The organism is Sellimonas sp. (genome assembly GCF_047234585.1).
Lineage (GTDB): Bacteria > Bacillota > Clostridia > Lachnospirales > Lachnospiraceae > Sellimonas > Sellimonas caecigallum.
In genome coordinates, this window is the sequence record NZ_JBKSWG010000008.1 from 74,569 (window position 1) to 87,972 (window position 13,404).

Consider the following 13,404-nt stretch of genomic DNA (forward strand, 5'->3'; position numbering starts at 1 on the left):
GCAATGTTTGATTTACAGGAATTTCTGCAGGGACTGGATTTCCTCTACGCTTCTGGGCGCGCAAAAGAAGCGGAGAGCTATCTGAAGCAAGGGCTTAAAAATGCAGCGGCCGAAAAAGACGATGGAGCCATCCTTGCGGTATTAAATGAATTGATGGGATATTACAGGGCAGCCAGCAGGTATGAGGAATGTATTCTGTGCAGCCAGCAGGCCCTGTCTCTTGCTGATGCTATGGGCCTTTCCGGCACGGCGGACTACGGAACGATGCTTCTGAATGCAGCAACCGGGTACCGGGCTGCGGGGAAATTTGAAAAGGCCGAGAGGCTTTACGAGGAGACATATCGGATTTTCCGAAAGCACATGACCGGACCGGATTACCGGATGGCATCCCTTCACAATAATCTGAGTCTGCTCTACAGCGAGACGGGAAGATTGGAAGATGCAAAAAAGGAATTGGAGCTTGCCATGGATACGATTGCAAAGCTTCCGGATGCAGATATCGAGACGGCCATTACCCACACGAATCTCGGCAATCTTTGTTTTCAGATGAATCGGTTTTCCGAAGGAGCCGAACACATGAAAAAGGCGGTGTCCATCTTTGAGAGAATGCCGGACGGAAAAGATTCCCACTATGCGTCCGCTCTCTCAGGGCTTGCGGAAGCGTATTATCACGAGGGAGAGCTGGAAGAATCTGCAAGATGTTATGAGAAGGCGCTTCGTGAGATCGAAGCGTACTACGGCGAAAATGATTACTATCAGATCACAAAACGGAATCTGGAGACGGTAAGAGATCTTCTGAAAAGGGAGAAGGCGGCAGCGGCCAGCGAGATGACAGGACTTGAGATGGCAAAGGCATACTACGAGGCATACGGGAAAAAGATGATCGAAGAAAAATTTCCTGATTATGCAGGGCGGATTGCCGTCGGTCTTGTAGGGGAAGGGTCTGAGTGTCTTGGATTTGACGACGCGGTCTCCGCGGATCATGACTATGGACCGGGATTCTGCATCTGGCTCACGAAAAAGGATTATCGGAAAATAGGGAAGAGACTTCAGGAAGAGTATGAAAAACTTCCCGGAGAATTCATGGGATTTCCGGCGAAGCATCGGACAGAACAGGGAAAAGAGCGTACCGGAGTGTTCGAGATCGGAAGTTTTTTCCAGTATCTGACTGGGTACGCGAAAGCGCCAAAGACGGAGGAGGAATGGTATTCCATTTCGGAAGAAGCGCTTCGCACAGCTACAAGCGGGGAAATCTTTTCGGATCCTCTTGGCAAATTTACAAAGCGAAGAGCGCGTTTCCTGGATCGTCCAGATACAGTACGTCTTGAAAAGCTGGCAGTGTCTCTCGGGAAAATGGCACAGGCTGGACAGTACAATTTTGGACGAGCCAAAAAGAGAGAAGATATAGGGTCAATGTATTTTGCCATGGCAGAGTTTCTGAAAGCTGCCTGCGAAGCAGTGTATCTTTTGAATGGAACGTACATGCCGTTTTATAAATGGAGAATGAGAGGGATGCGCTCTTTAAAAAAAGGCCAAAAGATCCGGAAACAGATCGAGGAACTGATGAATGGGCAGATGGCCGGACAAGGTGTCGAAGAAAAAGCGGAAGAACAGATGGAAGCGATCTGTCAGCTCATAGTGCAGGAGTTGAAAGAAAGCGGACTCACAAAATCTGATGATCCATTCCTGGAAATTCAGAAAGCGGAAGTACGCCGTACAGCGGATATCCGGAGGATGGAAAAAGAGGAGGAACAATGGAAAGAAAAGAGCGAGTGATCGAGGAGACGATCAAGATGGAATGGCTCCAGTTTCAGGAAGTCTCGAATGAAGGCGGGCGGGCCGCCTGCCAGGACGACCAGGAGACGTTTGTGATCATGAGGAAAAGTCAGTTTCTTGCCTGGGATGAGGAGGTCATCGTAAGTTATCTCGACGATTTAAACGAGGCGCGGGAGAAAGGATGGAATCTGATCACAGAGAAGTATGCCCGTATGATGGAAAGCACAGCACCAGAGCAGTATGCAAGGTTTGCAGATGTGCTCCCGAAACGGGAGGAAGCCAGAATCCGGATCCAGGAAGATATCATATCAAAAGAGATGGAGTGGGCGGAAGAATTTGCAGCAAAGTACCCAAAACTTGGGGCTACCGGACGGAAGATCCGCACATCCGAAGACACCGAATGGGAGACATCACAGGAGACTTATCTTCGCGGCGAGATTTCCACTTATTCAGATAAAACGCTGGCTCTTTACTATGCCATGATCTGCCGATTTGAGCGGGAAGGGAAAAATTATACAGAGATGATCCTAAACAACATGATTGCACAGTATGGATACAAGACATTAGAACAGACGGAGGAAAGATTGGATGAAGATAGACGCAAATAAGACGATAGCAGTGGCTGTCGATTACCAGGAACGGCTCATGCCGGTCATGGAGGGAAAAGAAGAACTGCTGGAGCACTCTGAAATTTTGCTCAAAGGGCTTCGCACACTGGAAATCCCGATCATCCTCACACAGCAGTACACAAGAGGACTTGGGATGACGGTAAAGGAGATTACAGATGCGGCAGGGACAGAGGACTATCAGGAAAAGATAAGTTACAGTGCCTATGAGGAACTGTCGCCCCTGATCGAGGGGAAAACCTATGTTGTTGTGTGTGGAATAGAATCCCATATCTGTGTCCTTCAGACGGTTATCGATCTGAAAGAAAACGGATATATTCCGGTACTTGTGACGGATTGCATTTCCAGCCGGAAACACCGGGACAAGGAGATGGCTCTGGAAAGAGCAAGGATAGAAGGAGCTGTTCTCACGACATACGAGGCACTGCTTTTTGAACTGCTCGGAAAAGCCGGGACGCCAAAGGCAAAGGCAATCCAGCGGTTGATCCGATAAAAAATACTTTTGGGAAGTCTGTGGAACTTTGGAAGGAGAATGTTTATGATATATATGTCCAAATGGGAATCGCCGATTGGCGGTATTACGATGGCGGGAACCAGGGAGGAACTGACTGGACTTTGGTTTGACGGACAGAAATATTTTGAGAGCGGGCTTCCAAAAGAGCGTGAAGAAAAGGAAACGCCCGTCTTTCAGGAGACGAAAAGGTGGCTTTCGATATATTTTCAGGGAAAAGAGCCGGATTTTACATTGCCCCTTTTGCTGGAAGGATCCGAATTCAGAAAGGCAGTGTGGAGAATCCTGCTTACTATCCCGTACGGGGAGACGATGAGTTATGGGGAAATTGCCCGCAGAATTGCAAAAGAGCAGGGGCAAACAAGGATGTCCGCCCAGGCAGTCGGAGGGGCGGTCGGTCATAATCCAATTTCTATCATCGTGCCGTGCCACAGAGTGGTAGGGACAAATGGAAGCCTGACCGGATATGCAGGTGGGATTGACCGGAAAATCAGGCTTCTGACACTGGAAAAGACGGACATGTCGGGACTTTTTGTACCGAAGAAAGGAACTGCTCTGTAATGCAGAATACAAAAAAGGAAAGGCGCTATTGTCCTTTCCTTTCCGTTTTTTGAAAGAATAGAAATCCTATGAGAAAGAGGACGGCCAAAGAGCCGACGCCTATGTTCATCTGCCCTGTGATCTGGCTGATGAGGGAGACGAGTGTTGTCCCGGCAAATGATGCCCCTTTTCCGCAGATATCGTAGATACCAAAGTATTCTCCGGAGCGCTCAGCCGGTATGATTCTCGCAAAGTAAGAGCGGGACATGGACTGGATGGCACCCTGGAAGATTCCGACACAGACTGCCAGAATCCAGAACTGGTACTGTTCTTTCAGTGTGATTCCGTAAAGGGCGATGAGGAAATAGGCAAAAATGCAGATTTTGATCAAAGATGCATTTTTGTATTTGCTGCACAGCCGCCCGAAAAGAAGAGCCGCCGGAAAAGCGACGATCTGGGTCGTGAGAAGAGCAAGTAAAAGTCCGGTAGTATCAAGTCCAAGTGCAGTTCCGTAAGCGGTCGCCATATCGATGATCGTGTAGACGCCATCAATGTAGAAGAAAAAGGCAATCAGAAAGTAGAGAACTTGCCTGTTTTGCCCAAGTTCCCTAAACAGGTGCCAAAGCCGCCCGAAGGAAGCGGACGCAAAATGAGCTTCCCGCTGTACACTGTGGGTCTGCTGATAGCTTTTTAAAAGCGGGATGGACAGCATTACCCACCAGAGCGCGATCAATAGAAAGGCGATGCTCATGGCCGTATTCATGGTAATCCCCAGTTTTTCGTACAGCAAGACGAGAAGGAGGCTCAAGATAAAAGGGATGCAGCTTCCGATATAACCCCAGGCATATCCTTTTGCCGAGATGGCATCCATCCGATCTTCTGTAGTCACATCTACAAGCATTGAGTCGTAAAAGACAAGACTTAGCGAGTAGGCAGATTTTGCAAGGACAAACAGGAAAAGGAAACATACCCAGGATGTAGTAAATCCGAGAAATACGCATCCCAGCGCACCGATGAGGAGGGCAGCCATAAAGAATTTCCGTTTTCGTCCTTTGAAATCCGAAGCAGTGCCAAGAATAGGAGCCAGCACGGCAGTGATGATGGTGGCCGCAGAAGTAGCATATCCCCAGAAGGCCAGATAGTTGACCTCAGAGACGGAGGCCTGTTCTGCCAGATAATTGAAGTAGATCGGCATGATGGTAGATACAAGCAGGGTAAATGCCGAGTTGGCCACATCATACAGGATCCATTTCTTTTCAAGCGAAGTCGTCTGGAATTTCATAAGTCTTCTCCTTTTCATAAGATAATACAGGAATTTCCTTCCAACCAGGGCGAGGACCAAAGGTACGGTCAAAAAGCGGATCCAGAGAAGAAGGGGCGGAAAGGCAGCGGACGTAATTATCTGTAAGATCCAGACATATGTCTATTGCGTGGTTCATCAGTTTGTGGAGACGCAGGTTGCTGTCCCGGCATCTTGGATCTCCTTTTTTGTTCATCATCAAACCGCGCATGCTTTTATACTTTCCGGAAATGCGAAGAACAAGAGCAATTCCAGTGCGCTTGAATGGATTTGGCGTCGTCAAAAGGTCATTGTACCAGATCATAGAGTGTAAGGATGACTCGATCTCCTCCGCCGAGAGGGCAGGAAAGAAAGAGTGAATCTGGGACGCGTACTCCGGTGTGACAAACAGGTGTCCGGTCACTTCAGCATGAAGCGGGATTTTCCTGTTTCTCAGGAGGAGATAGCGGTCAAATTCTGACTCGATCAGGGAGTGGGATACGTGGCTGACACGAATTTTCTGTTCGACATAGCTGTGGCAGGAAAGATCCAGCGCAAAATGGCATAAAAAGCCCAGTATATACGCAATTCGTGCATCTTTGTCATTTTCATTTTCTGTATTGCGGATCACAGAGGCGGCACGTGCAAAGAAACGGCCGGCCGGCTGAGAATGCATGCCAAATCCGGTCTGATTGACTTTGTTTTTCTGGAGAGCTCTGTAGTAAAATAAAATGTCCGGTCCGTGCAGACCGATCTCAAACAGATCAGGATTTTTGCGGATAAGTGCCCTGATCTCAGGGGAGAACGCTCGCTTCATCTTTTCCCCGAATATATAGTGTGCATAAATTGCAGGCATAAAGAACCTCCCGATATGATTATTCTGCCTTAACGAAGTGAGGAATAGGGCTTACGCCTGAAAATTTCTGCTGCTTTTTCGCTGACAGATGTTTCCATCTTATAATACTGAAGTTTGATGTCATATTTGATCTGTTTTCGGCTTCTTCTTTCTTTTTTCATATCCAACACCTCACTTTTTTTCATTACAGAGATGATAACATAGAAAAAGCAGAGATTATGTTAAGGGCAGTTTAAATGTTTGAAAAATATAGCTCCCGATTCCAATTGGATACCGGGAGCTCTTTTGCAGAAAATACTTTAGATTTCTCTTGTGTATGTTCTGAGCCATTCTTTTTCTTCGTTGTCAAGATACGGAGAAATTTTTTCGTAAACGGCTTTGTGATAATCGTTGAGCATCTTCTTTTCAACTTCTGTCATAAGATCCGGATTGATGGCATCCAGATCCATCGGAATGAATGTGATCGGTTCAAAATACATAAACTGTCCGTATTCATTCTTTTCGCCTTCACATGTCAGAAGTTCGTTCTCCAGGCGGATGCCGTGGCTTCCTTCAATGTAGATGCCTGGCTCGTCTGTGATGATCATTCCTTTTTCAAATGGCTGGATCTCACCTGCGCGGTACTGCCAGCGGAATCCTGCAGGACCTTCGTGGATGTTCAGAAGATATCCGACACCATGTCCGGTTCCATGGTTGAAGTTCATATTTCTGTCCCAGAATGGCTTTCTCGCAAGCATGTCCAGTGTCATTCCAGTGCAGCCCTTCAGGAATTTTGCATTTGCAAGAGAAAGGTTGCTGATGGCTACGAGAGTAAAATGATCTTTCATGATCTGCGGAATTTCGCCAAATGCGTAAGTACGAGTCACATCTGTGGATCCTTCATAGAATCCTGCTCCTGTATCGGTAAGAAGGAAATTGCCCTCCTTTACCTCCACATCTGTTTCAGGGGAGGATGTATAGTGGACGATAGCCCCGTGCTCGCCATATGAGCTGATCGGCTCAAAACTTGGGCGGATAAAGTTGCCCTGTTCTGCACGGAATTCGTCAAGTTTTTCGGAAGCACTTATTTCTGTAATCGTGATCTTGCCGACATTTTCCTTCAGCCATTTCATAAATTTGATGTGGGCGATACTGTCCTTGATCTGCGCCTTTTTGATGTTTTCGATTTCTACTTCATTTTTGATGGCTTTGAAAAGGATTTCCGGGTTGCGTTCTTCTACTTTTGCAACGCCTTCCGGGATGTTGTTGTAGAGAGCATAATTCAGCCTTGCCGGGTCGATGAGCAGGACTTCATCTGTGCTGATTTTCTTGATATCTTCATAGATATCGTTGTACGGATGAAGAACCACTCCATCTTTCGCGAGATCTGCTTTGATTTCATCGCTCAGTTTTGCTTCATTGATATAAAGATCCATTTTGTCCATTGTGATGACAGCGTAGGAAAGAACAAGCGGGAAGAATTCGATATCATTTCCGCGGATGTTCAATGTCCAGCAGATATCGTCCAGTGTCGTAAGTACATGGGCAGTTGCGCCGCATTCTTTCATTGATTCACGGATACGTCCAAGCTTGGATGCAACGCTCTCTCCAGTGTATTTTAAATCCAGAGCAAATACCGGCTCTGTGGAAAGTTCCGGACGGTCTGTCCAGATTTCGTCGATGAGATCATAGTCATAGATGATCTTTCCGTGTTTTGCGGATGCGATCGCTTCATAGTCCTGTCCTTCGCCCATGGATACGACGCGGCCGTCGAAGCCAAGTGTACCGTTTTCCGGAAGTTTGTCGGAAAGGTACTCAAGGATAGTCGGAACACCTGGTTCTCCCATTTTCATCAGATTGACTGTTGATCCCGCAAGCTGTTTTGCTGCCTGGATAAAGTAGCGGCCGTCTGTCCAAAGATGAGCTTCTGTCTTTGTAATCACAGCGGTTCCGGCAGAACCGGAAAATCCTGTGATGAATTTTCTTGCTTTGAAATGTTCCCCAACATATTCACTCTGATGGAAATCTGCTGTCGGAACAACATAAATGTCAATTCCTTTTTCTTCCATCAGTGAGCGTAATTTCGCAATTCTTTCTGGTACGTTCATGGTTGAAAACCTCCTTCATTTTCAGCAATAAAATTGAATACCAATTCAAGCACGTCTATTATAACACAAAATTGGAAAAACAAGTATACTGTATTGACAATATTTCTCTGTATGAGATACTTATTCTGAGATCTACAGGAGGGCAGAATGTTTGTATCTGCATCTGGTAAGAGAGAAAAGGAGACGGAGAAATGGAAAAATATACGAGATCGATCATCCCCGTCATTGAGTATAATTATGAGAATCTCACAACGATGGAAAAGACGATAGCCGATTTTTTTATAAAAAATAAAAAGCGAGTGGATTTTTCGGCCAAGGCAGTGGCAGAGCGGCTTTTTGTGTCCGAAGCTTCGCTTTCCCGCTTTGCAAAGAAATGCGGGTACAGAGGGTATCGGGAATTTATCTATCAATACGAAGAGACATTTCAGGACGGAAGGAAGAAACCGGTTCAGGGAAGTACAGCCCGCGTACTGGACTGTTACCAGGAAGTGCTGAACAAGACATATAATCTGGCGGATGAGGCAAAACTTCGAAGGATCAGCAGGATGATGAGAAAGGCGGAGCGGATTTTTGTGTGCGGGGTGGGAAGTTCCGGTATTGTGGCAAGGGAGACAGAACTTCGGTTCATGCGCATTGGAATGAATATCAATTCCTTGATTGAGCGGGATATGATCCGAATGCGTGCCGTCTTTCAGGACGAGCGTTCCATGGTTATCGGGCTGAGCATGAAAGGGGAGACAAAAGAAGTCCGCTACATTTTGAGAAAAGCACATGAAAGAAAAGCAAAGTGTGTGCTTGTCACTGCCAGGAACAACCCGGAATTTCGGGAATTTTGTGATGAGATCATTCTCGTACCCGGCCTTGATAATCTGGACAACGGTGATCTGATCTCTCCGCAGTTTCCAATGCTTGCTATGATGGATATCCTGTATGCTTGTTATCTTGATCAGGATCAGAGCATGACAAAAGCATTTCTGCAGGATACGGCAGAAGCCCTCCGGGAGTCTGTTCAGGAAGTATAAGCCTGAGTTGAATTTCTAAAAAAATCAGGGTTGACAATAAAAAAAGAATACGCTACTATCATAGATAAGCATCAAAATATATGAAAAGCAATGAAGAGAAGAAGTAACAGCAGATCAGGTTCATACAGAAAGTAACCGGTTGATGAGAGGTGCACGAAAAGTTTGCTGTGAATACATCTTGGAGCTTCACACCGAAAAGAAAGTAGGCTGTGACGGGATCGCACACGTTACCGTGCGGAGAGATTTCCATCTGTGAGAGACAGACGGAGATTTTGCTGAGCCGGATCAGTTCCGGGAAAAAAGGTGGTACCACGGGATTTTGCCTCGTCCTTTATGAAGGACGGGGCTTTTTTATGTCATAGGAAACTTCCTTCCTGTGACATAAAAAATGCTCCGCGAGGATCGAACTGCGGCAAAGCGGAAGATGTCGCTGGAGCGACTTGCCGCAGGCGGCGAAGCCTGAAAAGCAGGCTTCTTTCTTGATTCTACATTCTAAAGGTAAAACAGATGGAAGTTTGGGATTTATTTGATGAGAACAGAATACCGCTTGGGAGGACCGAGAGCAGGGCAGCGCCTGTGAAAAAAGGAGAATACCATATTGTTGTGGTAGCCTGTGTCGTCAATTCTAAAAATCAGATCCTTCTGACACTCCGGGACCGAAATAAAGTAAAGTATCCGGGGACATGGGAGAATACGGGAGGAGCTCTGCAGGCAGGAGAGAGCAGCAGGGAGGCAGCAGTCCGAGAACTTTTTGAGGAGACTGGCATCAAAGTGGCACAAGATGACCTGACTATGCTGGATTCTCAAAAAGAAGAATACGCGTTCATTGATTTTTATATAGTAAAAAAGGATGTTCCTCTGGAAGAAATTGTTCTTCAGAAGGGAGAGACGACAGATGCCAGATGGGTCACATTCCGGGAGATGCTTGAGATGGGAAGATGCGGAGAGATTGCCCCGCCTATCTATCGCCGTATGCGTACACTTGCTCCAAAACTTATAAAATTTCTTGGGATCCGCAAGGTGTCGGAATCCAGAAAAATCATCATTCTTGGATGCAGCGGAAGCGGAAAGTCCACATTGGCTGCCAAGCTTGGGAAACAGCTGTCCCTTCCAGTCGTCTATCTGGATGCGCTTTCCTGGGATGCAGGATGGAAGAGGAAGCCTTTTGAAGAGTTTGACCGGCTTGCAGAAGCAGAGATCCGGAAAGAGGAGTGGATCATCGACGGGAATTTTCCAAGGACTGTAGAACACCGCATGGATGAATGCGATACGGTCATCTATCTGGATTTCAAAAGGTGGTTTTGTATTCTGAGCGTTCTGAAAAGAGTGATCAAAAACTACGGAAAACCGAGGGAAAGCATGAATCCCGGCTGCCCGGAGAAGTTCGATCCGTCATTCCTTAAGAGGATCTGGAATTTTGACAGGCGGAGCAAAGCGCACTACTATGGATACATGGAAACATTGAGTGACACGAAGCTGATCGTTCTGAAGTCAAGACGGGAAGTCGGCCGCTTTTTAGAAAAAGTGGAAAAGGAAGGCCGTTTTGTCGAAGGAAACTACAAAAAGCAGAAGAAAAAATAAAGAGAAAGAAGAGGAGAGAAAGATGCAGATTTACGAAGAATTGAAAGCCCGCGGCCTGATCGCACAGGTTACGGACGAAGAAGAGATCAGAGAACTGATCAACAATGGAAAAGCTACATTTTACATCGGATTTGACCCAACCGCAGACAGCCTTCACGTGGGGCATTTCATGGCGCTTTGCCTGATGAAACGTCTCCAGATGGCAGGAAACAGACCAATCGCCCTGATCGGCGGAGGAACCGGCTATATCGGAGATCCGTCCGGCCGGACAGATATGCGTTCCATGATGACGCCGGAACAGATCCAGCACAACTGTGACCGTTTCAAAGAACAAATGAGCAAATTCATTGATTTTTCTGAGGGAAAAGCTCTGATGGTCAACAATGCGGATTGGCTTTTAGATCTCAACTATGTAGATTTCTTAAGAGAAGTGGGACCGCATTTCAGCGTCAATAACATGCTCCGTGCAGAGTGTTACAAACAGAGGATGGAGAAAGGACTCAGCTTCCTTGAATTTAACTACATGATCATGCAGAGCTACGATTTTTACATGTTATTCCAGAAATACGGATGCAACATGCAGTTCGGCGGAGACGATCAGTGGTCCAATATGCTTGGCGGTACCGAGCTGATCCGCCGAAAATTAGGAAAGAACGCATGTGCCATGACGATCACTCTCCTTCTGAATTCCGAAGGAAAGAAGATGGGAAAGACACAGTCCGGAGCTGTGTGGCTTGATCCGGAGAAAACGTCTCCGTTTGAATTCTACCAGTACTGGAGAAACATTGCAGATGCGGACGTGCTGAAATGTATCCGTATGCTGACATTCCTTCCGCTGGAGGAGATCGACGCCATGGATAAATGGGAAGGAAGCCAGCTTAATCAGGCAAAAGAGATTCTCGCATTTGAACTTACGAAGCTGGTACACGGAGAAGAGGAAGCAAGAAAAGCGCAGGACAGCGCAAGAGCACTGTTTACAAGCGGAAACGCGGCAGATATGCCGACATATGAACTTGCTGAAGAAGATTTCACAGATGGGAAAATCGACATTCTTACCATTCTATTTAAGAGCGGACTCGTGCCGTCCAAATCCGAGGCGAGACGTGCCGTGCAGCAGGGCGGGGCGACTGTAAATGGCGAAAAAGTGACGGATACCTACACATCTTACACTAAGGAAGATTTCGAAAAAGATTTTGTATTGAAACGTGGGAAGAAGAACTTCCGAAAGATCGTGGTGAAATAGTATGAATCTGCTTATTACGATTATTGTGTTGACAGCATTGTCCGGAATCGGAGGAACCGGAATCGGAGCGGCCATCAGTACGACAGTGCGAAAGGGATCCGACAAGGCTATGAGCCTTCTCTTAAGCTTTGCTTCCGGGACGATGATCAGTATCGTCTGTCTGGATTTGTTCCACGATGCGCTGGAGACCGGGATGGCAAAAGAAGGAATCGCTTTATTTGTGATCATCGGCTTTCTGACGGTATATCTGTTGGAGAGAGTGATGGACAAGAAGGCTGAGCAGGCCAGAAACAGGATGAGCAGGAAGATGATGATGGCAGGTGTGGCAATGATGTTTGCCGTGGCGTGTCATAACATTCCGGTAGGGATGACTATCGGAGCATCTTCAGTAACCCACGAAACACTTTGGGGAAGTCCGGCGCTCACACTTGCGATCTTCATCGGTATCCACAATGTACCGGAAGGGATGGCCATCTGTGCGCCTCTTCTTGCAGCAGGGATGAAAAAAGGGAAGGCAGTTCTTCTCACAGCCTTGAGCGGAGCAGCCATCATCGTGGGCGGTCTTCTCGGATACTGGATCGGAGATATGGGGCAGATGGGACTTGCGATCAGCCTGAGTTTTGCATCCGGCGCCATGCTCTACGTGAATTTTGGGGAGATCCTTCCGGAAGCCAATGCCCTCTACAGGGGGAAGATGCCGGCATTCTTCACGGTTCTTGGCATTTTGCTGGGCATGATGTTCATGCATGCACATTAAGAAAAAGAAATAAGCGCGTAAAGGGAATGTCCCTGCTGGAAGATCGTCCGGCAGGGATGTTTTATGTCATAGGAAACTTCTTTCTTGTGTAGAAAAGTTCTCTGGACTCTCCTATAAAGCAAAAAGATAAACAGGTGTCTTGTCACATGTAAGAAACAGGTGTATAATGCGGTGTAAATGAGTAAACAAACAGGGGGAAACCGCAATGCATTCTTTGAAAAGAGAGATAGAGACATTAAAAAAAGAAAAAAAGGCTGTTATCCTTGCGCACTATTATGTGCCGGATGATGTACAGGAAATCGCCGACTGCATAGGAGATTCCTTTTATCTGAGCAAGGCTGCAAAGGAAACAGATGCCCAGATCATTGTATTTGCAGGCGTCTCTTTTATGGGAGAGAGCGCCAAGATCCTGAATCCGGGAAAGAAAGTCCTTTTGCCGGATCCGACGGCAGACTGTGCCATGGCACATATGGCGGATCCGAAAAAGATACAGGAGATGAAGGAAGCACATCCGGATCTGGCGGTAGTCTGCTACATCAATTCGACAGCAGAGCTTAAGACATACTCGGATGTCTGCGTGACATCAGCCAATGCAGTCAAGGTCGTAAAGGCGCTGCCGAACAAGGAGATCTTTTTTATACCGGACAGACACCTTGGAAGTTTTGTCGCTGAGCAAGTGCCGGAGAAGCAGATATTTCTAAATGACGGGTATTGTCCAGTGCATCATAAGATCACGCCGGAAGATGTGAGATGGGCGAAAGCGGCGCATCCGGAAGCGCTTTGTTTTGTACACCCGGAATGTCCGGAAGAAGTAGTAGCGCTCTCGGATTATGCCGGAAGTACATCCGGAATCATAAAAGCGGTGGAACAGTCTGATGCGAAAGAATTTCTGATCGGAACAGAGGCAGGCGTCCTGTATGAGCTGAAAAAGAACAATCCGGACAAGATATTCCATCTCGTCACGCCGGAACAGTGCTGCTATGATATGAAAAAAGTGACTCTTGAAAAGATCCGGGATTGTTTAAGAGATGAAAGCAATGAAGTACACGTGCCGGAAGAGGTAAGCAAAAAGGCGGCAAAGGCCATGGAACGGATGCTGGAGCTTGCAAAATAAACGGAGGAAAAG

At 46.9% G+C, this 13,404-nt stretch carries 13 protein-coding genes and 1 other annotated feature; of the genes, 9 read left to right on the plus strand and 4 right to left on the minus strand.

The genetic code is table 11. The annotated features are described in order from the left end of the window. Positions 1 to 3: 3 nt before the first annotated feature. From ACLROL_RS04800 to ACLROL_RS04815, 4 genes are read left to right on the plus strand one after another with little or no spacing between them, the layout of a single operon-like run. Entirely contained in the window at positions 4 to 1,776 is a 1,773-nt protein-coding gene (locus ACLROL_RS04800) for a DUF4037 domain-containing protein (protein ID WP_413067423.1), read from the plus strand. Beyond that, positions 1,755 to 2,384 (plus strand): DUF4125 family protein, encoded by a 630-nt coding sequence (locus ACLROL_RS04805; RefSeq protein ID WP_221919905.1) that lies wholly within the window; start codon positions 1,755 to 1,757, stop codon positions 2,382 to 2,384. The genes ACLROL_RS04800 and ACLROL_RS04805 overlap by 22 nt, the downstream gene beginning before the upstream one ends. Then, positions 2,365 to 2,895: an isochorismatase family protein gene (locus ACLROL_RS04810; protein WP_087202005.1), complete on the plus strand. Its 531-nt coding sequence runs from the start codon at positions 2,365 to 2,367 to the stop codon at positions 2,893 to 2,895. The genes ACLROL_RS04805 and ACLROL_RS04810 overlap by 20 nt, the downstream gene beginning before the upstream one ends. 45 nt (positions 2,896 to 2,940) lie before the next feature. Then, positions 2,941 to 3,474, plus strand: a complete 534-nt coding sequence (locus ACLROL_RS04815) for a methylated-DNA--[protein]-cysteine S-methyltransferase (RefSeq protein WP_087202003.1) — start codon at positions 2,941 to 2,943, stop codon at positions 3,472 to 3,474. Between the two features lie 25 nt (positions 3,475 to 3,499). On the opposite strand, the gene ACLROL_RS04820 is transcribed toward ACLROL_RS04815, so the two are convergent. From ACLROL_RS04820 to ACLROL_RS04835, 4 genes are all read right to left on the minus strand, one after another. Continuing rightward, complete coding sequence (locus ACLROL_RS04820; protein WP_288722917.1) at positions 3,500 to 4,735, minus strand: MFS transporter; 1,236 nt, start codon at positions 4,733 to 4,735, stop codon at positions 3,500 to 3,502. Then, positions 4,710 to 5,588, minus strand: coding sequence for a zinc dependent phospholipase C family protein (locus ACLROL_RS04825; protein WP_087210312.1), 879 nt, complete (start codon positions 5,586 to 5,588; stop codon positions 4,710 to 4,712). The genes ACLROL_RS04820 and ACLROL_RS04825 overlap by 26 nt, the downstream gene beginning before the upstream one ends. Before the next feature lie 29 nt (positions 5,589 to 5,617). Further along, a complete protein-coding gene (locus ACLROL_RS04830; RefSeq protein WP_275952208.1) occupies positions 5,618 to 5,749 on the minus strand; it encodes a hypothetical protein in 132 nt (43 codons plus the stop codon). Between the two features lie 138 nt (positions 5,750 to 5,887). Beyond that, on the minus strand, positions 5,888 to 7,675 hold the full coding sequence (locus ACLROL_RS04835; RefSeq protein ID WP_087201997.1) for an aminopeptidase P family N-terminal domain-containing protein: 1,788 nt from the start codon (positions 7,673 to 7,675) through the stop codon (positions 5,888 to 5,890). A 191-nt stretch (positions 7,676 to 7,866) separates the two neighbouring features. On the opposite strand from ACLROL_RS04835, the gene ACLROL_RS04840 reads away from it, so the two are divergent. The 5 genes from ACLROL_RS04840 (at position 7,867) to nadA (ending at position 13,392) form a co-directional block, all read left to right on the plus strand. After that, positions 7,867 to 8,697, plus strand: coding sequence for a MurR/RpiR family transcriptional regulator (locus tag ACLROL_RS04840; RefSeq protein ID WP_413067424.1), 831 nt, complete (start codon positions 7,867 to 7,869; stop codon positions 8,695 to 8,697). Between the two features lie 81 nt (positions 8,698 to 8,778). After that, positions 8,779 to 9,032: a binding site (T-box leader), on the plus strand. A 241-nt stretch (positions 9,033 to 9,273) separates the two neighbouring features. Then, positions 9,274 to 10,278, plus strand: a complete 1,005-nt coding sequence (locus ACLROL_RS04845) for an NUDIX domain-containing protein (protein ID WP_158095405.1) — start codon at positions 9,274 to 9,276, stop codon at positions 10,276 to 10,278. Positions 10,279 to 10,300: 22 nt separating this feature from the next. After that, positions 10,301 to 11,521: a tyrosine--tRNA ligase gene (gene tyrS, locus ACLROL_RS04850; RefSeq protein WP_087202086.1), complete on the plus strand. Its 1,221-nt coding sequence runs from the start codon at positions 10,301 to 10,303 to the stop codon at positions 11,519 to 11,521. A gap of 1 nt (position 11,522) precedes the next feature. Further along, entirely contained in the window at positions 11,523 to 12,278 is a 756-nt protein-coding gene (locus ACLROL_RS04855; protein ID WP_087201991.1) for a ZIP family metal transporter, read from the plus strand. A gap of 205 nt (positions 12,279 to 12,483) precedes the next feature. After that, a complete protein-coding gene (gene nadA, locus ACLROL_RS04860; RefSeq protein WP_087201989.1) occupies positions 12,484 to 13,392 on the plus strand; it encodes a quinolinate synthase NadA in 909 nt (302 codons plus the stop codon). Positions 13,393 to 13,404 lie beyond the last annotated feature (12 nt).